Source organism: Tenacibaculum piscium (assembly GCF_021390715.1).
Taxonomy (GTDB): domain Bacteria; phylum Bacteroidota; class Bacteroidia; order Flavobacteriales; family Flavobacteriaceae; genus Polaribacter; species Polaribacter piscius.
In genome coordinates this window covers 391397-412139 of sequence record NZ_JAJGWT010000001.1, presented here as the reverse complement: position 1 = coordinate 412139, position 20743 = coordinate 391397, and the positions used below count along the sequence as shown (strand labels likewise).

The 20743-nt window shown below is 32.3% G+C and carries 18 protein-coding genes; 11 read left to right on the top strand and 7 right to left on the bottom strand.

Annotation, left to right across the window (positions count from 1 at the left end):
- Nucleotides 1-94 precede the first annotated feature (94 nt).
- The 3 genes from L0U77_RS01860 to L0U77_RS01850 form a co-directional block, all read right to left on the bottom strand.
- Nucleotides 95-622: an inorganic diphosphatase gene (locus L0U77_RS01860; RefSeq protein WP_233885332.1), complete on the bottom strand. Its 528-nt coding sequence runs from the start codon at nt 620-622 to the stop codon at nt 95-97.
- A 124-nt stretch (nt 623-746) separates the two neighbouring features.
- Nucleotides 747-3251, bottom strand: coding sequence for a DUF5686 family protein (locus L0U77_RS01855; RefSeq protein ID WP_233900660.1), 2505 nt, complete (start codon nt 3249-3251; stop codon nt 747-749).
- A 125-nt stretch (nt 3252-3376) separates the two neighbouring features.
- Complete coding sequence (locus L0U77_RS01850; protein WP_193707140.1) at nt 3377-4360, bottom strand: pyruvate dehydrogenase complex E1 component subunit beta; 984 nt, start codon at nt 4358-4360, stop codon at nt 3377-3379.
- Nucleotides 4361-4575: 215 nt separating this feature from the next.
- On the opposite strand from L0U77_RS01850, the gene L0U77_RS01845 reads away from it, so the two are divergent.
- The 7 genes from L0U77_RS01845 to gldA all read left to right on the top strand — a co-directional run bounded on the left by L0U77_RS01845 (nt 4576) and on the right by gldA (nt 11306).
- A complete protein-coding gene (locus L0U77_RS01845; protein ID WP_233896824.1) occupies nt 4576-5316 on the top strand; it encodes an electron transfer flavoprotein subunit beta/FixA family protein in 741 nt (246 codons plus the stop codon).
- A 94-nt stretch (nt 5317-5410) separates the two neighbouring features.
- A complete protein-coding gene (locus tag L0U77_RS01840; RefSeq protein ID WP_233896826.1) occupies nt 5411-6364 on the top strand; it encodes an electron transfer flavoprotein subunit alpha/FixB family protein in 954 nt (317 codons plus the stop codon).
- Nucleotides 6365-6506: 142 nt separating this feature from the next.
- Nucleotides 6507-7109 carry a bifunctional nuclease family protein gene (locus L0U77_RS01835; RefSeq protein ID WP_193699587.1) on the top strand — a complete coding sequence of 201 codons (603 nt, stop codon included), beginning with the start codon at nt 6507-6509 and terminating at the stop codon, nt 7107-7109.
- Between the two features lie 31 nt (nt 7110-7140).
- Nucleotides 7141-8955: a NupC/NupG family nucleoside CNT transporter gene (locus L0U77_RS01830; RefSeq protein ID WP_233896828.1), complete on the top strand. Its 1815-nt coding sequence runs from the start codon at nt 7141-7143 to the stop codon at nt 8953-8955.
- A 23-nt stretch (nt 8956-8978) separates the two neighbouring features.
- Nucleotides 8979-9803, top strand: a complete 825-nt coding sequence (locus tag L0U77_RS01825) for a thymidylate synthase (RefSeq protein ID WP_233896830.1) — start codon at nt 8979-8981, stop codon at nt 9801-9803.
- A 77-nt stretch (nt 9804-9880) separates the two neighbouring features.
- Nucleotides 9881-10372, top strand: coding sequence for a dihydrofolate reductase (locus L0U77_RS01820; RefSeq protein WP_233896831.1), 492 nt, complete (start codon nt 9881-9883; stop codon nt 10370-10372).
- Nucleotides 10373-10412: 40 nt separating this feature from the next.
- Nucleotides 10413-11306 (top strand): gliding motility-associated ABC transporter ATP-binding subunit GldA, encoded by an 894-nt coding sequence (gldA, locus tag L0U77_RS01815; RefSeq protein ID WP_233896833.1) that lies wholly within the window; start codon nt 10413-10415, stop codon nt 11304-11306.
- Here the strand turns inward: gldA and L0U77_RS01810 are convergent.
- Together L0U77_RS01810 and dnaE are read right to left on the bottom strand one after the other, a co-directional pair.
- Nucleotides 11296-11667, bottom strand: coding sequence for a hypothetical protein (locus L0U77_RS01810; protein WP_101918129.1), 372 nt, complete (start codon nt 11665-11667; stop codon nt 11296-11298). The genes gldA and L0U77_RS01810 overlap by 11 nt on opposite strands.
- A gap of 1 nt (nt 11668) precedes the next feature.
- The gene (gene dnaE / locus L0U77_RS01805) at nt 11669-16042 is read right to left on the bottom strand and encodes a DNA polymerase III subunit alpha (RefSeq protein ID WP_233900659.1); all 4374 of its coding nucleotides are present in this window, start codon (nt 16040-16042) and stop codon (nt 11669-11671) included.
- A gap of 273 nt (nt 16043-16315) precedes the next feature.
- Between dnaE and L0U77_RS01800 the strand changes: the two genes are divergently transcribed.
- From L0U77_RS01800 to L0U77_RS01785, 4 genes are all read left to right on the top strand, one after another.
- A complete protein-coding gene (locus L0U77_RS01800) occupies nt 16316-16507 on the top strand; it encodes a cold-shock protein (protein ID WP_058885915.1) in 192 nt (63 codons plus the stop codon).
- A 170-nt stretch (nt 16508-16677) separates the two neighbouring features.
- Nucleotides 16678-17175 carry a 30S ribosomal protein S16 gene (locus L0U77_RS01795; protein WP_101918127.1) on the top strand — a complete coding sequence of 166 codons (498 nt, stop codon included), beginning with the start codon at nt 16678-16680 and terminating at the stop codon, nt 17173-17175.
- Nucleotides 17176-17196: 21 nt separating this feature from the next.
- Entirely contained in the window at nt 17197-17727 is a 531-nt protein-coding gene (gene rimM, locus L0U77_RS01790) for a ribosome maturation factor RimM (RefSeq protein WP_101918225.1), read from the top strand.
- A 445-nt stretch (nt 17728-18172) separates the two neighbouring features.
- On the top strand, nt 18173-18763 hold the full coding sequence (locus tag L0U77_RS01785; RefSeq protein ID WP_101918126.1) for a PhnA domain-containing protein: 591 nt from the start codon (nt 18173-18175) through the stop codon (nt 18761-18763).
- Between the two features lie 255 nt (nt 18764-19018).
- On the opposite strand, the gene L0U77_RS01780 is transcribed toward L0U77_RS01785, so the two are convergent.
- Nucleotides 19019-20068, bottom strand: coding sequence for a nucleoid-associated protein (locus tag L0U77_RS01780; protein WP_233900658.1), 1050 nt, complete (start codon nt 20066-20068; stop codon nt 19019-19021).
- A 59-nt stretch (nt 20069-20127) separates the two neighbouring features.
- Nucleotides 20128-20727, bottom strand: a complete 600-nt coding sequence (locus L0U77_RS01775) for a ribonuclease HII (RefSeq protein ID WP_233885313.1) — start codon at nt 20725-20727, stop codon at nt 20128-20130.
- Nucleotides 20728-20743 lie beyond the last annotated feature (16 nt).

The following is a 20743-nucleotide window of genomic DNA, read 5'->3' as shown; positions in this document are numbered from 1 at the left end:
GAAATAGCTTCAAATAATTTTAAAACCAAAAAAAACCATCTAGCGTAAACTACATGGTTTTTTTTATTCTGATACATAAGAATTTATTTAATTCTTATATCTTAAAATCTCCTTTTGCTTTGTGCTCGCTATCTTCATAACGCTTGATACACGTATCTAAAATCTCGTACGCTTCATCAGCATTTCCCCAAGCTCCGATAATTACTTCCTTCTTTTCTAAGTCTTTATAAACTTTAAAGAAATGGGTAATTTCGTCTTGTAAATGAGGATTTAAGTCCGATAAATCATTGTATTTATTCCAAATAGGATCTGAAACAGGTACACAAATAATCTTTTCATCTGGTCCTTTTTCGTCCGACATGTGGAAAACTCCAATCGGTTTTACCTCCATAACACACATTGGAAATGTTGGTTCTGCACTTAAAACTAATACGTCTAACGGATCATTATCTAAGGCTAATGTTTCTGGAATGAAACCGTAATCACCAGGATACATCATTGATGAAAACAACATTCTGTCGAAACGGATTTTTCCTAAATCAAAATCGTATTCGTATTTATTTCTGCTTCCTTTAGGAATTTCTATTAAGACATCTACTGTCTTTTTCTCTTTTGAAGTCATATATATTTCTTTTCTTCGTTATCTAAAATCGGATTGCAAAAATACTAATTTATTGTCATTTTTAATTAAAAAATAACGTTATCTTATTATTAATTCAATTTCTAAAACCTATTTTACAAGCTAATTAAAGACTTGGTTTTATCGCCAAACGTATTGAAAATTTCGGCGTAGGCGCTATTATTGAACCCGCTGGAGGCGTATAATTACTTCTCCAAATCGCATCAATTCGTAAAAAACGTAAGTTTCCGTATCCAATATTATCCAATCCAACGCCGTATTCATAATACACTTTATTAGGAGCGTTGTAATTAATATTCGATTTATTAATCGCAATATTTTTATCAGAAATAGTTCCGTAAGCAGCTCTAAATGTTAGCAAACTTCGCAGTTTTAATTTGTTTAATAACGGAATTCTATTTAAAATAAAACCGTTAAAATTGTGCTCAAAATGCGATGCTACATATTTATCCGTTACAAAATCGTAGTAATTTAGCAAGGCAAACGTGTTTTCAACCAAGGTAAAAGTTTGATTGGCAGGAATTATATTTAGCAAGGCTATCGGCACAGTTCCGAATGTTTTTCCAGCTTCAAAAGTAGCATCAAAAATACCAAATTTGCCCAACAATACAGGCTGATTATATTTGAATTGTAGTTTATCATAATTATGCGAACCGTTGAAAAAACCTTTATATCCTCGGCGATAATTTACTAAAAAAGTAGGGTAGATGCTTCCTCCAAAACTTCTTTCAACACCAAGTCCATACACATATCTTCCAGGAGTGAAAGAAATATAAGTGCTTGAGGTTACGTCGGTTATTTTAGATTGTGTGTTGTTATTTTCATCCCTATAATTGATTGAAAAATCAACAGGCGCTGCCGATTGTATTTGCGAATGTGCAAAATTAATACCAATATGCAGGTTTTTTTGTAGCTGATAATCAAAATTAGTCGCTATTTTTTCAACTTTAGATAAAAAGAAATTATCACCTCTTGAAAGTAAGCCACCCGTACCGATGCTTCCTCCTAAAAGTTGCGAAGTATTTAATAAAACGCTTCCTAATTGTTCGATATCTTTTTGATACGCCACACCCACGGCAATTCTTGGTGTGTACGATAAAAGATAGCGTGCTTCTGCGCCATATTTTATTTTTTTATCTTTAAATCCGTAGGCTAAGTGTGCTTTTAAACGAAACCTATCCTCTCTTGATTTGTAGGTTCTGAAGCCGAATTTAACCCGATATCCTTCCACTTGATTGTTTCCAATAACATTCCATAACGAACCGAATTGAATACCATATTTTGTATCAACATACCCACTTGCGAGCATATTGATAAGTCCTGTAATATTTTTTATTTGCTTTTTTTCTTTAACTTCTTGAATCAGTTTATAGGTTGATTTTTTATCTTCATCTTGTTTTTCTTCCCAATAACGTGCTTCTTTTTTATATTGATTTGGCTTTATTTTTACGCGTTTTTGCGTATAAAAATTTTTCGCCAACGGCTTATTTAATACATGTTTTTCGAAAATCGTATTTTTTTTAACCGTTAAACCTTTATTTTTATCACTTTTATCGATGACCGTAAAATCACCTTCGTATCCGTTTTTAGTGGAAATATAAATGCTATCATTTTTTACTTTAAATTCTTTTTCAAAAGATAAACTTCGCACAAAATTAAGATTGATACTTTCATGTACTTTCATTTTTATTTTATTGATAGAAAAAGCGGTATCGGTAACCCAAAAATTTCCTTGAAAAGCTAAATCGCCATCTCTAATAGGAAAGAAATAAATATTGTATAATTTTTTCTTATTTTGAACGATACTATCGTATAAAACGTAATCGTAGGTGGCAAAACCATCCGTAGATAACGGACTTACAAATGATTTTTCTAACAAGGTAATGTTGTTTTTAAAGATGTCAATTTCTTCAAAAGTATTGGCAATTCGATTAAAAACAAAGCCTTCTGCGCCTAATCCTTCTATTTTTTCGGCTTCAATATCTTCTCTAAGAGTTTTGTTTTTATTGTCAGCATAAACGTTCGAAATTTGTTCTTTGATATAAATAGGAATGTAGTAATTAACGCCATCGCTGTCGTATTTGACATTGTTTTTGGTTTCTTGATATTCCGATTTAAAGATTCTTTTTAAAAAAGTGGTATCTAAATTATTCAGTCCAATTTCGGTGGTACTGTGTTTTTTGTATTGATAATAATCGACTAAATCAAGTCCATTTTTTCGTTTTCGTTTCCAGATTTCTTTTAAAATACGATAGGCAGGATTTTCTTTTTTCTTTAACCGTTTTTTCGGTTTGGTAACAATAATAATTTCATCAAGTTCGTTTGCGTCTTCTTTGATGATAATCTTTAAGTTTTTTGTTTGCTGATTTACGGGGAGGGTTTGAGTTTGAAATCCGATAAAAGAAATTTCTAATATCCCAGATTTTGCCTTTGTTTTTAGATAAAATTCACCATCATTATTGGTCGTTGTTCCGTGAACCGTATTTTTTAAATAAACACTAACAAAAGGCATCGGATTGTTAAATTCATCAACAATTGTTCCTTCTAGCGTAAGTTGTGCGTATAAGATGTTGGTAATGAGTAATAGAAGTATTAATAGCTTATTTTTCATCTTTTTATGACTGTAAAATCCTTTTGACAGTCGCCAAAAGGATTTTTATTTTTATTCAAAAAATACTAAAATATATCAAAAAAATATATGTTTAAAATTTAATATCTGAATTAATTTACAAACAATTATTTGTTAATATATAATACGTCTTTTACTGCTTTAATAACATCGTTTGCGTTTGGCATCCATTCTGCTAATAAAACAGGAGAATATGGCGCTGGAGTATCAGCCGTTGTAATTCTTTTGATAGGCGCATCTAAATAATCAAATGCTTCATCTTGTATTCTAAAAGTAATTTCTGAAGAAATACTTCCAAAAGGCCATGCTTCTTCTAAAATAACTAATCTGTTAGTTTTCTTTACCGATTCTAAAATCGTTTTATGATCCATCGGACGAACGGTACGTAAATCAATAACTTCAATAGAAATACCTTCTTTGGCTAATTCATCCGCAGCTTTGTAAGCTTCTTTGATGATTTTTCCAAAAGAAACAACAGTAACATCGGTACCTGCTCTTTTAATGTCAGCAACTCCAATAGGAATGATATATTCTCCTTCAGGAACTTCCATTTTATCGCCATACATTTGTTCTGATTCCATAAAAATTACGGGATCATCATCACGAATTGCTGCTTTTAATAAACCTTTTGCATCGTAAGGATTCGAAGGAACAATTACTTTTAAACCAGGAGTGTTTGCAAACCAGTTTTCAAAAGCTTGTGAATGTGTTGCTCCTAATTGACCCGCAGCACCTGTTGGTCCACGAAAAACAATCGGACAATTAAATTGACCACCTGACATTTGACGAATCTTCGCTGCGTTATTGATAATTTGATCAATACCAACTAAAGAGAAATTAAAAGTCATGTATTCAACAATTGGGCGATTTCCATTCATTGCCGATCCAACTGCAATACCACCAAAACCTAACTCTGCAATAGGAGTATCAATAACTCTTTTTGCACCAAATTCATCTAACATTCCTTTGGAAGCCTTGTAAGCTCCGTTATATTCAGCTACTTCTTCGCCCATTAAGTAAATGCTTTCATCTCTTCGCATTTCTTCACTCATGGCCTCGCAAATAGCCTCTCTAAATTGTATAGTTTTCATACCTTATATTAGTCGTTGTTGTTTATCAAGATAGCAAAAATAATAAAAATACAGATAAGAAATAGGTTTTTAAGATAAACAAATCATCACTTATAGTATAGGCTACTGTTGTTAAAATGTAAGGTAAACGATAATTTATTATGCACGCATAGTAAATTTTAAAAAAAAAACGTAACTTGTGGGCTCAAAATTAAGTTTCTTAAAAACAACGATATATGAAAATATTAGTTTGTATTAGCCATGTACCTGATACTACCTCGAAAATTAACTTTACTGATAACGATACAAAGTTTGATACAAACGGCGTTCAATATGTTATAAATCCGTACGATGAATTTAGTTTAACTCGTGCCATGTGGTTTAAAGAAAAACAAGGCGCAAGTGTAACGGTTGTAAACGTTGGAGAGGCTTCAACAGAGCCAACTTTACGTAAAGCATTAGCAATTGGTGCTGATGATGCAATTCGTATAAATATTAATCCTACCGATGGTTTTATGGTGGCTAAAGAATTAGCTGAAGTCGTTAAAAATGGTGGTTATGATTTGGTATTAGCAGGAAAAGAATCTGCTGATTATAACGGGCAAATGGTACCAGGAATGTTAGCTTCTTTAGTAGATTTTAACTTTGTAAACGCTTGTGTAGGTGTTGAGGTTGATGGAACAAACGTAACTTTAGAGCGAGAAATTGATGGTGGAGAAGAAAAAGTTTCTTCAGTTTTGCCAATGGTTATTGCAGGTCAAAAAGGAATGGTAGAAGAAAAAGATTTACGTATCCCTAATATGCGTGGAATTATGATGGCGCGTAAAAAACCATTATCAGTAGTCGAAGCAACAGGCGTTACAGCAAGTACTTCAACCAAAAACTTTGAAAAACCAGTAGCAAAAGGCGCTGTAAAATTAGTAGATACCGTAGATACTTTAATTGATTTATTACATAACGAAGCAAAGGCAATTTAAGTATCTTTTGAAGTAAAGAGTCATTTTAAAAATCAAGATTTAAAACCATATTATTGCAAAATTATTTTTGTGATAATCTAAAAAACATAAAAATATGTCTGTATTAGTTTTTGCCGATTCATCGGAAGGGAAATTTAAAAAAACTGCTTTTGAAGTAGTTTCATACGGAAAAAAAGTAGCCGAACAATTAGCAAGCGATTTGGTTGTTTTAACAATAAATGCAGGTGATGCTTCTGAATTATATACCTACGGAGCTGAAAAAGTTGTGGAGGTAAAAAATGATGTAGCATCATTCAATGCCAAAGCATACGCATCAATAATAACGCAAGTTGCCCAAGCAAAAAATGCAGATACAGTAATTATCGATTCAAGTATTGATGGTTTTACCGTAGCGCCTTTAGTAGCGGTAGCCTTAGAAGCAGGATATGCTTCAAATGTAGTTGCTTTGCCAAGTAGCACGAGTCCTTTTGTCGTAAAAAGAATTGCTTTTTCGAACAAAGGATTTAATAATACGGAGATTTCTACGGATAAAAAAGTAATTGGCGTTGCTAAAAATTCTTACGGAGCACACGAAAATCCAGTAAGTGGTTCGGTAGAAAGTTTTGAAGCTTTTTTACCTGAATTAGGTGTAAAATCAGAAAGTATAAGCAAAGCTAGCGGAACAGTAACTATTGCCGATGCTGATATTGTAGTTTCAGCAGGTAGAGGATTAAAAGGTCCTGAAAACTGGGGAATGATTGAAGAATTAGCAAGTGTTTTAGGAGCAGCAACCGCTTGTTCTAAGCCAGTTTCTGATTTAGGATGGCGTCCTCATAGTGAACACGTAGGGCAAACAGGAAAGCCGGTAGCCTCTAATTTATATATTGCGATTGGTATTTCTGGAGCAATTCAGCATTTAGCAGGAATTAACGCATCAAAAGTAAAAGTTGTTATCAATACCGATCCTGATGCGCCTTTCTTTAAAGCAGCAGATTATGGAATTGTTGGTGATGCTTTTGAAGTAGTACCACAATTAATAGAAAAATTAAAAGCATTTAAACAAGCGTAATAAAAATACCAGAATTTTTATTTAAGTAAAAATTTTACTAAATTGCCCCCATTTAAAAGGCTGTCTAATAATTTGAAGCATATCGCCAAAAATTAGACAGCTTTTTTGTTATTTGTTGTTATTTATTTTATGAAATTTATATATGAGTTTAATAAAACTAACTATTAAAGGTATTTCGTATAGTCAAACTCAAAGTGGCGCGTATGCGTTAGTGCTAAGTGAAATATACGGCGAAAGAACATTACCTATTATTATTGGCGCTTTTGAAGCACAATCTATAGCGATTGCTTTAGAGAAAGAGATTCGTCCGCCACGCCCGCTAACACACGATTTATTTAAAACCTTTTCTGATCGATTTTCTATCAAAGTAACACAGGTTGTGATTCATAAATTGGTAGATGGTGTTTTTTATTCGAGCTTAATTTGTGAAAGAGATAACGTAGAAGAAATTATCGATGCACGAACTTCCGATGCAATCGCATTAGCTGTTCGTTTTAATGCACCGATTTTTACCTACGAAAATATTTTAGACAAAGCAGGTGTATATCTAAAATTAGACGAAGAATTAATTATTGAAGAAGATTTAGAAACTGATGAAATAGCATTTTCCTTAGAAGATGAAATCGAAGAAGAAACAGCGAAAATAACAATAGCAGAATTACACGAAAAACTTAATGAAGCAGTTGCAAACGAAGATTATGAATCAGCTGCACAAATTCGTGATGAAATTAGTAAACGTTCTTAATAAATTCCTAATAAAATATAAAACACCTAAAATGAAGAGATTATTTACGCTTCTAATGCTTTGTGCATCAGTACTAACTTTTGGTCAAAGTATAGAGAAAAATTGGAACTTCTCATCAACAACAACCATAAAAGGAACATCTTTAGCATCACCTGCCGATACCAAAGATGTTTTAAATTTATCAAAAGGTGAATTCAATTATTTAATAATCAATAAAGATAATTTACAAGCTTCAGGAAATTATATTCATCAAAATAATTTATTGATTTTTAAGTATAAAGAACCAAAAGATACCGTTCGTTATTATAATATTATCCAATTGACCGATAGTGTTTTAACAATATCAGAACAAAATATTTTATATAATTTCACTTCAAATCCTCAAGAAACTTCTCAAGAAACTCTTCAAGAAATTATAGCTGAAGTTGCAGTTTTAAAAGTATCCGAAGACAACCAAGGCAACCAAGACAATGAAACTGATACCATAAATACAGCGAAAATAAAACCTAGTCAAGGATTTTCAATGCAGAGTTTATGGCGTGGTCTTTTAGGAATGATTTCTTTAGTATTGATTGCCTTTTTATTTTCGGCAAATAGAAAAGGAATTGATTGGAAAATAGTCGGGCTAGGATTGGCTTTTCAATTAATAATTGCGATTGGTGTTTTAAAAGTTCCTTTTGTACAAGCTATTTTTGAATTTATCGGAAAAGGATTTGTAAGTATTTTAGGGTTTACCCAAGCAGGAAGTGAATTTTTATTTCAGGGTTTAATTTCTGATATGGATACTTTCGGATTCATTTTTGCGTTTCAAATATTACCAACGATTATTTTCTTTTCGGCATTAACATCTTTATTATTTTATTTAGGTGTGATACAAAAAGTGGTAAAAGCCTTGGCGTGGTCGTTAAGTAAAGTTTTGAAAATATCGGGGGCAGAGAGTTTATCAGTTGCTGGAAATATTTTTTTAGGACAAACCGAAGCACCTTTATTGATTAAGGCATATTTGGAAAAAATGAATAAATCTGAAATGTTATTGGTGATGATTGGTGGAATGGCAACCGTTGCTGGAGCAGTTTTGGCAGCATATATCGGGTTTTTAGGTGGTGATGATGAAACCTTAAAATTATTTTATGCAAAACATTTATTAGCGGCATCTGTAATGGCAGCGCCAGGCGCAATTGTTATTTCTAAAATTTTGTATCCGCAAACCGAAGAAATTGTTACCGATATAAAAGTTTCTCAAGATAAAATTGGAGCAAATATATTAGATGCTATTGCTAACGGAACCACAGAAGGCTTACAATTAGCCATGAATGTTGGTGCAATGTTATTGGTTTTTGTGGCTTTTATCGCTTTGATAAACGGTGTTTTAGGTGGTTTAGGAGATTTTAATGGAATCAGTTATTTAGGTTGGGAATTTACCTCTTTAAATACGATTATTGAAAAATCAACAGCCTATACAGCACTTTCTTTAGAGTTTATTTTAGGATATATTTTCGCTCCTTTAATGTGGCTAATCGGAGTCGCTCGAGAAGATATGGCTTTAATGGGACAGTTATTAGGAATCAAATTAGCCGCAAGTGAATTTGTAGGATATATTCAATTATCAGAATTAAAAGATGTCGCAAATACAACACATTTAACCTATAATAAATCGATTATTATGGCAACCTACATGTTATGTGGTTTTGCAAATTTTGCTTCTATCGGGATTCAGATTGGTGGAATTGGCTCTTTAGCGCCAGGGCAACGAAAAACATTATCCGAATTTGGAATGAAAGCCTTAATTGGAGGAACAGTTGCTTCTTTAATGTCAGCAACGATTGCTGGTATGATTATTGGATAATTTCATCAAAATTAGAACAACAAATGCAACAATATTTAGACTTAGTAAAACACGTTTTAGACAACGGAAACGAAAAAGGAGATAGAACAGGAACAGGAACAAAAAGTGTTTTTGGGCATCAGATGCGATTCGATTTAAGTAAAGGTTTCCCAATGGTAACGACCAAAAAATTGCACTTAAAATCGATTATTTATGAATTACTTTGGTTCATAAAAGGCGATACAAATATTAAATATTTACAAGAAAATGGTGTTAAAATCTGGAATTCTTGGGCAGATGAAAATGGCGATTTAGGCCCTGTTTACGGACATCAATGGCGCAATTGGAATAGCGATGAAATTGACCAATTAAAAGAAGTAATAGATACGTTAAAGAATAATCCGAACAGTCGTAGAATGTTAGTTTCTGCTTGGAATCCGTCTGTAATGACCGATACTTCAAAATCATTTTCTGAAAATGTAGCCAACGGAAAAGCAGCATTACCGCCGTGTCATGCGTTTTTTCAGTTTTATGTTGCCGATGGAAAATTATCATGTCAATTGTATCAACGAAGTGCCGATATATTTTTAGGAGTTCCTTTTAATATTGCTTCTTACGCTTTATTTACCATGATGATTGCACAGGTTTGTGGCTATGAAGCAGGCGAATTTATTCATACTTTTGGTGATGCGCATATTTATAATAATCATCAAGAACAATTAGCTTTGCAAGTATCTCGTACTCCAAAGCCACTTCCAACGATGAAAATAAATCCAGCAATCAAAAATATCGAAGATTTTACCTTTGAAGATTTTGAATTGATTAATTATGATTCGCATCCACATATAAAAGGAGTAGTGGCGGTGTAATTTTTTATATCTTCGGAAAATAAAAAATAAAGCGGCATAAAAGCGTAAGAAAATAGCCGTTTATTAAATTAAAATCTATGATTACAATAATTGCAGCAATAGCAAATAACAATGCTTTAGGAATAGATAACGATTTAATTTGGCATTTACCTGCCGATTTAAAACGCTTTAAAAAAGTAACTTCTGGGCACCATATTTTAATGGGACGAAATACGTTTGAAAGTATCGGGAAGCCGTTGCCAAACCGTACTACTGTTATTATCACCAGAAATAAAAATTACGTTAAAGAAGGCTGTTTAATTGCTGATTCTATTGAAAAAGCCATTGATTTATCAAAAGAAGAAACCGATGTTTTTATTATTGGAGGCGCGCAGATTTACAAGCAAGCACTTGAAAATAATTTAGTAGATAAGCTAGATATTTGTTTAGTTCATCAGGAATTTGAAGCAGATGTTTTTTTCCCTGAAATTGATTTGAATATTTGGGAACAAACCGCTAGAGAAGATTTTAAAGCGGATGAAAAAAACAAATATGATTATAGTTTCGTTTCTTATCTAAAGAAAAAATAATAGATTGGTTTAATTTTTTTGATAAAAATATAGCAATAAAATGTCAATACAACTTACCGAAATTTCTAAATTTTATGGCACTCAAAAAGCCGTAAATAATATTTCTTTTGATGCTCAAAAAGGAGAAATCGTTGGTTTTTTAGGACCAAATGGTGCTGGGAAATCAACGAGTATGAAAATTTTAACAGGTTTTATTCTCCCAAGTGAAGGATCGGTTTTTGTAAGTGGCATCGATGTGCTTAAAAATCCTATTGAAGCGCAAAAAAAAATTGGTTATTTACCAGAGCATAATCCGTTGTATTTAGAGATGTATGTTCGGGAATATTTGCAATTTCAAGCAGGTATTTACAAGGTTTCAAAAACTAAAATAGCCGAAGTAATTGAAAAGGTTGGATTAACAGCTGAAGCACATAAAAAAATAGGGCAATTATCAAAAGGATATCGTCAAAGAGTAGGCTTGGCAGCGGCTATTTTACACGATCCTGAGGTGTTAATTTTAGATGAACCAACCACAGGTTTAGACCCAAATCAGTTGGTTGAAATCCGTGAATTAATTAAAGAACTTGGTAAAGACAAAACAGTTTTAATTTCTACGCATATTATGCAAGAAGTAGAGGCGGTTTGTACCCGAGTAATTATTATTAATAAAGGTAAAATAGTTATTGATAAACCTATTGCCGAACTTAAAACAAGTAAAGAACAAGTTATAAAAGTAACCTTTGATTATAAGCTAGAAGAGCAGTTTATACAGCGTTTACCGAATATTGTTCACTATAAAAATACCGTTGAAAATAATTGGATACTTACTTTTGAAACATCCGAAGATATGCGTCCTGTAATTTTTGATTTCGCTCAAGAAAATGGTTTGAAAATACTAGGTTTAAATACCGAAAATAAAAATTTAGAAAGCTTATTTCGAGAGCTTACAAATTAGTATAATTCGCACTGAACCATACTTTTTTCCAAACTCTTTTTAAGAGTAAAAAAACAACATTTTCAACATAAATATCCATATTTGAATTGTCTATTTTGCGTATCATTTCCTCGGATATATCAGCGATATATAAAATATTTTTGTAGGTGCTAAAATCATCAATAATGACGTTTTTAATAGCATGATATAGTATTTCTTTCAAATCCGAAGGCGTACTTTCTACAGGTATTTCACAATCAAAATTAGCTAGCTTAAAATCTTTATTAAGTTGTAAAATCAATTTAAAATAAAGGTTGTTTTTAGTGCTATCCGCTAATAAATCGTGGCTGTTTTGATGTTTTTTTGGCGTCTTTTCTAGCATTTTAATTTAATTTATAACTAATATGTTGATCTTTTAAGCTTTCTAAAAAGTCATTTGTTATTTTAATTTTTGTATTTCTGCTTGGAAGGTTGAGTTCTATTTTTTCTTCCATATCTAAAATGGTAAAATGTAAATTTTGAGTTCCTTTATTGAGGGTACATAAATGCTGTAAATTTTTAATTCGAGATTCGTTTACTTCTTTTAAAGGCATTTTTAGGGTTATTTTTTTACACATTTTATCCATAATGTCGTGTAATAATAGAAAATCAGTAAAGGTAATTCTTGGTTCTCCTTTGATACCTTCTCTACTTGTCCAGCCTGGTTTTATCATTGTTTTGATGTATAAAAAGGAATTTACAACGAGGAAATGTTTGAATCTTAAATATTCTTCTCCAAAAATTCTAAATTCAAAATTTTCGTTATAATCTTCAATAAAAAACGATGCCCAGCCTTTACCAGCTTTCGAAATTCGATGTTGTACATCGGTAATAATTCCTGCAAAAGTGAGTGCTTTTCCTTCTTGTTTTGTCAAATCGTTATAATACGAAAGATTGGCATTGCAAAAAGTCAATTCATTTTTAAAATCATCAAGCGGATGTGCAGAAATATAAATTCCTACGACTTCTTTTTCTTTTCCTAATAATTCCATGGTTCCCCAATGTTCGCAAAAAGGAATCATTGGTTCGGGCATTTCTTCTTCAGATCCTCCACCAAATAACGATACTTGTGCTGAATTTTGATTTTCTTGATATTTATTTCCAAAACGCAATGCTTTTTCTATAAATTTTTGATTTTTTTCATCTTCTACAAAATATTGAGCTCTGTGTGTATTTGTAAAAGAATCGAAGCCACCTGCTAAAATCAGTCCTTCAAAAGCTTTTTTATTTGCGACTCTTAAATCAACCCGTTTTGCGAGATCAAAAACAGATGAAAAATGACCATTTTTTTCACGTTCACTAATAATTGCTTTTACGGCACCAGCTCCAACGCCTTTAATTGCTGCCATTCCGAAACGAACAGCACCTTCTTTATTAACTGAAAATTTAGAAAATGATTCATTTACATCAGGTCCTAAAACGGTAATTCCGGCACGTTTACATTCTTCCATAAAAAAGGAAACCGATTTAATATCATTCATATTATTTGAAAGTACGGCTGCCATATATTCGGCAGGATAATGTGCTTTTAAATAGGCTGTTTGATACGCAATCCAAGCATAACACGTCGAGTGTGATTTGTTAAAGGCGTACGATGCGAAGGCTTCCCAATCCGTCCAAATTTTTTCTAATTTTTTCTCATTATGTCCGTTTGCAATGGCTTGTTTTACAAATTTTGGTTTCATTTTATCGAGTACCGCAATTTGTTTTTTACCCATTGCTTTTCTCAAAACATCGGCTTCACCTTTGGTAAAATTGGCTAATTTTTGCGACAATAACATTACTTGCTCTTGATATACCGTAATTCCATAGGTTTCTGATAAATATTCTTCCATGGCAGGTAAATCATATTCAATTTCTTCATCTCCGTGTTTTCTTCGGATAAAAGAAGGAATATATTCCATCGGTCCAGGTCGATACAAGGCATTCATGGCAATTAAATCTTCAAAAACAGTGGGTTTTAAAGAGCGCATGTGTTTTTGCATCCCTGGAGATTCATATTGAAAAATACCAACGGTTTCTCCTCTTTGGAAAAGTTCATAGGTTTTTACATCATCTAACGGAAAAGTTTCAGGATCTAAAAGTACATCGTGGCGTGCTTTTACAATTTTAACGGTATCTTTAATTAAGGTTAACGTTTTTAATCCCAAGAAATCCATTTTTAATAAACCAGCATCTTCTACAACCGAGTTATCAAACTGAGTTACGTACATATCAGAATCTTTTGCCAAGGCAACAGGTACGAATTTTGTAATATCATCAGGCGTAATAATAACACCACAGGCGTGAATTCCTGTATTTCGAACAGAACCTTCTAAAATTCGAGCTTTATTAATGGTTTCCGCCATTAAATCTGAACCGTTAGAAAGTCTTTTTAGTTCATTTACTAATTCAATCTCTTCGGTTCGAAGTTTCTCTTTGAGTTGTTTATCATCCAAAGAAAATATTTTCTTTAGCTTCATTCCCGGGATTAACTTGGCAATTCTATCGGCTTCAAACAGCGGTAAATCTAACACGCGTGCGGTATCTCTAATAGAAGATTTTGCTGCCATAGTTCCGTAAGTAATAATTTGGGCTACCTGATTTGCACCATATTTATTAATTACATAATCCATTACACGTCCACGTCCTTCATCATCAAAATCAATATCAATATCAGGCATTGATACACGTTCAGGATTTAAGAAACGCTCAAAAAGTAAATCATATTTAATGGGATCAATATTGGTAATCCACAAGCAAAAAGCAACTACCGAACCTGCCGCAGAACCACGACCAGGACCTACAGCAACATCCATATTTCTTGCTTCTCGAATAAAATCTTCCACAATTAAAAAATATCCAGGATAGCCTGTTTTTTCAATAACAGATAATTCAAAATCTAAGCGTTCTTGAATACTTTCGGTAATTTCTCCGTATCGTTTTTTTGCACCAACATACGTTAAATGACGTAAAAAATTATTTTCACCTCGTTTTCCTTTGTCTTGGATATCTTTTTCGTCTTTAAATTCTTCAGGAATATCAAAGGCAGGTAATAAAACATCACGGGCTAGGGTGTAGGGCGTTATTTTATCAACAATTTCTTGAATATTGATAATTGCTTCAGGAATATCTGCAAACAATTTTTTCATTTCCTCGGATGACTTAAAGTAATATTCATCGTTAGGTAAACCGTAGCGATAGCCTCGTCCTCGACCGATGGGCGTTGCTTGTTTTTCGCCATCTTTTACACATAATAAAATATCGTGTGCATTGGCATCTTCTTTGGATAAATAAAACGTATTGTTAGAGGCAACGGTTTTTACGTCATGTTTTTTCGAGAATTTTAAGAGTGTTTCGTTGACAACATTTTCATCTTGTTGATGATGACGCATTAATTCGATGTATAAATCATCACCAAATTGTGCCTTCCACCAAAGTAATGCTTCTTCGGCTTGTGCTTCACCAACATTTAATATTTTACTCGGAACTTCCCCATATAAATTTCCTGTAAGTACAATAATATCTTCTTTGTATTGTTCAATTACTTTTTTGTCAATTCTTGGGATATAATAAAATCCATCGACAAAAGCGATAGACGACATTTTTGCTAAATTGTGATAGCCATTTTTATTTTTCGCTAACAAAACAACTTGATATCCGTTATCTTTTTGACTTTTATTGGTATGATCGGTGCAAATATTAAATTCGCAACCAACAATTGGTTTTAAGGGTTTTTGGGTTGGTTTTTCACCTTTTTCAATGGCTTCAATATTGGCTATTTCTACGGATTTATTATGATTTATAATGGCTTGTACAAAATGAAAAGCGGCCATCATATTTCCTGTATCGGTCATTGCTACTGCTGACATGTTATCTTTTGCGGCGGCATTTACCAGATTTCCAATCTGAATCGTAGATTGTAAAACCGAATATTGTGTGTGATTATGAAGATGTGCAAAGGTGGCATTTTCTAATTTTGCTAAGCCTTCATCAGTACTGATGGTTGTTGTACTACCTTTTTCTTTTTCAATTCTTGCTCGAATTTTATCACTTTCTTTTTTTAGATTTAAGTGATTTAATCCGATTACTTGAATTGTACTTGGATTATTTTTGGCATACGCATCAAAAAAATCATCAGAAACTTGTAATTGTTCTTTGGTAAATTGACGCAAACGAATCAATTCTAAGAAACATCTGGTTGTTGCTTCTACATCGGCAGTTGCGTTGTGAGCATCACCAAAACCAACACCGAATAAATGTTGATGTAATTCAGTTAATGTTGGTAATTTAAACTTACCGCCACGACCACCTGGAATTTGACACATGGTCGCAGTTTGTTCGGTACAGGTATCTAAAACAGGTAAATTTGTTAGGGTTGTTTCAACGCCTAAACGATGAAATTCACACGCCATAATATTTACATCAAACCCAAGATTTTGCCCAACAATAAATTTGGTTTTGCGTAAAGCTTCATTAAATAACGTCAGTCCTTTTGATAATTCAATTCCTTGTTCCTGAGCTAAATCGGTAGAAATACCATGAATTTGCTCGGCATCATACGGAATATTAAATCCATCAGGTTTGATAAGAAAATCGTTATGCTCAAGTAAATTTCCTAATTCATCATGTAATTGCCACGCAATTTGAGTGGCTCTTGGCCAATTGTCAGTATCTGTAAAAGGAGCTTTCCAATTTTTAGGTAATCCGGTGGTTTCGGTATCAAAAATTAAATACATCTAGCGTGTTGGGTTGAAGTTTTTAATAAAAATAAAGTGTAAAAATACAAAGAAATTATCATGTTCATAGTCGAGGTTTGAATCATTCCCTTGAATAACTCTTTAAGTAGATTTTATGTAAGTAACATTTTTTTTGATTAAATTAAATTAATAACTTATTGTTAACTAGGTGTTAAGTTTTGTTTTTTGATAAAAAAAAGCAATTTCTAGTTGATTTATAAACACTTTTTAAAAGTATATTTGCCGATATATTTAAATATAATATTTTTTACAATGAAAGAAGGAACAATTAAGTTTTTTAACGAGTCTAAAGGTTTTGGATTTGTTACTGAAACAGGAACAAACACTGAATATTTCGTACACGTATCAGGTTTAATCGATGAGGTTAGAGAAGGTGATACGGTAGAGTTTGATCTTAAAGAAGGAAAAAAAGGATTAAATGCTGTTGATGTTAGAGTTTTATAATATTTAATCGCAACTTATTTTCTTAAGAGCTTGTTTTTCAGGCTCTTTTTTATTGCAATAAAGTTAAATTTTTGCAATTTAGTCAAAAATAAATTATAAATTTGTCGCCACTTATCACGAGATGATAAGATTTATTAATATAAAGGTCGAGAACCTTAAAAATTAAAATTATGCCTGTAAAAATTAGATTACAAAGACACGGAAAGAAAGGAAAACCTTTTTATTGGGTAGTAGCTGCTGATTCAAGAGCTAAAAGAGATGGTCGTTACTTAGAGAAAATTGGAACGTATAATCCTAATACAAATCCTGCAACTACTGACTTAAACGTTGATGTAGCTGTAGCATGGTTAGAAAAAGGAGCACAACCAACTGATACTGCTAGAACTATTTTATCTGATAAAGGAGTTTTATTAAAAAAGCATTTAGCTGGTGGAGTTAAAAAAGGCGCTTTAACACAAGAACAAGCAGATGCTAAATTTGCTGCTTGGTTAGAAGAAAAAACTGGAGTAATTGCTACTAAAGTTGATGGTTTAGCAAAAGCTGAAGCAGATGCAAAAGCAAAAGCTTTAGAAGCTGAAAAAGCTGTAAACGATGCACGTATCGCTGCAAACACTCCTGTTGCTGATAGCGAAGAAGTTGTTGCTGAAAATGCAGATAGCGAAGAATAAAAAAACGGTACTATAATGATGATGCAAAAAGAAGATTGCTTTTATCTTGGCAAAATCGTTAAAAAACATAGTTTTAAGGGAGAAGTCGTTATCAAATTAGATACCGATGAACCCCATCTTTACGAAAATTTGGAATCAGTTTTTGTCGATTTAGGCAATAATCTGGTTCCTTTTTTTATTGAAAAATCTTCCTTAACAAGAAGCACTATGTTTCGCGTAAAATTTGAAGATGTAGATTCCGAAGCTGATGCAGATGCAATTATGAGAGCAGGAATTTATTTACCCTTAAATTTATTGCCAAAATTATCAGGAAATAAGTTTTATTATCACGAAGTTATCGGCTTTACTATTGTCGATAAAAATTTTGGAGAAGTAGGAACACTCGTTTATATTAACGATAAAGCCGCACAACCGCTTTTCGAAATTGAAAATGGAGATACCGAAATTTTTATTCCAATGATTGATGACTTTATTAAAAATGTCGATAAAGTTAATAAAATTATTGAAGTAGAAACTCCCAAAGGATTAATTGAACTCTATTTGGAAGCTTAATAAAAAACAAACCTTGCTAGTTTCATTAAGAAAAAGCAAGGTTTTTATCGGGGGATGCCACAAATATATCTAGGTTAAATAGACTCAAAGTCCTAAATCATACAATTTGGACGATTCCGAACCAACTTTTAACACTTTTTCTAATTAGTTTAACAAAATTAAATTCTTAGTCTGAATATTTTTTGTTAAACTATATCCTAAAAGGAATAAAGTAACTTAAAAGAATTTTAGAAATAAATACAAAACTTCATAAATAAACTTAGCCCCGATTGAAGCAATTGTTTGAGCTCTTTTTTGATTTTTCTTCAAAAAAAGCGAGTGCGGAAAGCGGGAAATAGCTACAAATAATCCCACTTCAATTTCTAAAAACAATACTTTATAATTTCTAGAATATTCGTTTTCATAAAATAAAAATGTACTTTTACAATCCTTAATTTATAGCAAAATGAGCTTATTACAAGAATTACAAGATAGAAGCGCAAATCAATGTGAACTTTGTGCCTCAAAAGAAAATTTATCAATTTATGAAGTGCCACCAATGTCAGTCGGAGGAATTGACGGAAGCCTGTTAGCATGCGAAACCTGTATCGAACAAATTGAAAACCCTGAAAAAATAGACGCAAATCACTGGCGATGCCTAAATGACAGCATGTGGAGCGAATTTAGAGCCGTAAAAGTAGTTGCTTGGAGAATGTTATCAAGACTTCGAAAGGAAGGTTGGCCACAAGATTTACTAGATATGTTATATTTAGAAGAAGAAGATTTGCGCTTTGCAAAAGAAACTGGAGACCACTTAGACGAAAGTGAAAAAATTATTCACAGAGATGCAAACGGTGCTATTTTACAAGCAGGAGATTCTGTTGTTTTAATCAAAGATTTAAAAGTAAAGGGTTCTAGCATGGTCGCTAAACAAGGAACTGCCGTTCGTAGAATTTCTTTAGATCATGAAAATGCAAACTATATCGAAGGAAAAGTAGGGCCTACGCAAATTGTAATTATTACCGATTATGTAAAGAAAATGGCTGAAAAAGAGTAGTTTTAAACACTTTTTGAACATGTTTTACTTTTTAAAATACAAAAAAAGCTGAAGTTTTAAAACTTCAGCTTTTTTGTTTAAAATAAATTTATTGCTTTTTTATTAGCGCCTGTTTAAAAATTAAATAAAGACTAGATTCTCGTCATGCTGAATTTATTTCAGCATCGCATCAACAGGAAAACTACGGCAAATCAGAATGAGAACCTGAACTAAATTCAGGTTGACGGATGCGATTCTTTATTTTTCTGTGATTTTTTACTTTTCAGTATTGTAAAATACTTTGTAATATTTCATCTTTTTGTCTTCATCGTAGCCTTGTTCTAAATAATCTGAAGAAGCATCAGGCGCATCAATATCAATTTTAATTTGAATATTTGTATCCAACTTTATTTCCGTTTTAAACTTGCTTTTCTCTTTCTTTAAAACAACATCTGAAACTTCAAAATTATTGCGGATTAAAACATCATTCAATTTTTCAAAATGTTTTTTGTAATCCTCAAACATTCCTTGATGCTTTTCATCTTCAAAAACCTCCTCTTTAAAGCCTTGGTAATCAACAGATTCATTCTCTTTGAAATAATCAACCGTACTCGCTAAAAAATTACTCTGCTCTTTTTTTCCAAATTCTGGTTTGATGATTTCTTCTGAAAAATCTTTACACATCTCTAAATAATTCTGTGTATGTAAGTTTCTGTCATCAGCAAATTTAGCGTTTAAGAAATTTTTAATCCAATATTGAGCATCGTAATTGTTGTTGTCCACCGATAAAATAACCGTTCCCTCAGCATCTGTAGAATTGACAATTAAACAACCTTTGTCTAATTTTTTTGTTGAAATTCCTTTCTGAACAACCACATCAAAACTATCATCATCTAAATAGGTTTGTAGAAAATCAACCTTACTTTCAATTTTGAAAACCCCAACCGCATTGGTTAAAATATCTTTATATTCAATGTTTTCAAAATAAACAACTAATACATCGCCCGTTTTTATATTGGCAGAATTTGATTGCTCATATAAATGATTCACAATGTTTTTCGAATGCTCGATAAATGTTTCAGTATCATCAAAAATATCAGAAGTATATTTGTTGATTTCGTTTAAACGAACATCTGCATGATGTTTAAAACGATAACTTTGTGTTACCGTTCCAAAGTTTTTTAATAAAAATGGCATCAGTAATTCGTAACTTTCTTCATCGAAACGAACTAAACTTTCTGAAAATTCATTTTTTCCACTATTGTATTTATTCGCAACTTTATGAATGATACATTTACTAATTTCGGCACGAGTTCTTTTAATCATTTTCTAAGTAATTGTAGATTTAAGTAATTGTAGATTATTGAAGTACAAAAATAAAGAATCTAAAGGTTTAATTTTAGTTGTTCGGGAAGTAATTTAAAAGTCTTGCGGTGAAAAGGCGTAATGCCAAATTCCCGAATCGCTTCTCGATGTTCTTTGGTTGGATATCCTTTGTTTTTCTGCCAATTATACTGCGGATATTCTTGATGAATTTTCGCCATATATTCATCTCGATATGTTTTTGCTAAAATAGAGGCGGCAGCAATACTCATAAATTTGGCATCGCCTTTTACGATAGTTTCATGCGGGATTTCTTGATATGGATTAAATTTATTTCCATCAACAATAATAAATTCGGGTTGTGGAGAAAGTTGTGCAATCGCACGGTGCATCGCTGTTATTGAGGCTTGCAAGACATTTATTTCATCAACTTCTTGATGATTTACAAAAGCTACGGCATAGGAAATCGCATGTTTTTCAATATAAGGACGTAATTCTTCACGTTTTTTTTCGGAAAGTTGCTTGGAATCGTTTAAAAAATCGTGCTTGAAATTTTCAGGCAAAATAACGGCTGCAGCGACCACAGGACCACTAAGGCAACCTCTACCAGCTTCATCTGTACCTGTTTCTAAAAGGTGTTGGCTATATTTTAATTGTAACATGATACAAATTAACAGT